This window comes from Methylobacterium sp. A54F (genome assembly GCF_053346035.1).
This window is the reverse complement of the sequence record NZ_JBKFBF010000182.1, coordinates 1-291: the sequence shown is the minus strand read 5'-3', so window position 1 is coordinate 291 and position 291 is coordinate 1. Positions and strand designations below refer to the sequence as shown.

General features: G+C 74.2%; 1 pseudogene. It reads right to left on the bottom strand.

Annotated elements, in window-relative coordinates:
- Positions 1-199: pseudogene (locus ACLBXP_RS25880) on the bottom strand (hypothetical protein); the annotation flags it as partial.
- Positions 200-291: the final 92 nt, after the last annotated feature.

Genomic DNA, 291 nt, shown 5'->3' with positions numbered 1-291 from the left:
AGCCGCTCAGCACGAAGAAGAAATCGACCCCGAAGGTGCCGCGCTCCAGGAGCCGGAACGCACCCTCCGGCATCGTCCCGGCGAAGTCGCGCGTCGCGATCGCCGAGTGATAGGCGGCGATCGCCAGGGCCGCGAGGGCGCGCCCCGCCTGGAGGACACTGAGGACCCGCGGCCCCCGTTCCGGTCCCTCCGCCAGCACGCCTGCCTCCCCGTGAGCTTGCGTCGGTATCGGCCGCCCGGCGGACAGACCCTAGTGGTGCTGGTGGCCGCCGCCCGCCCCGCCCGGGCCTT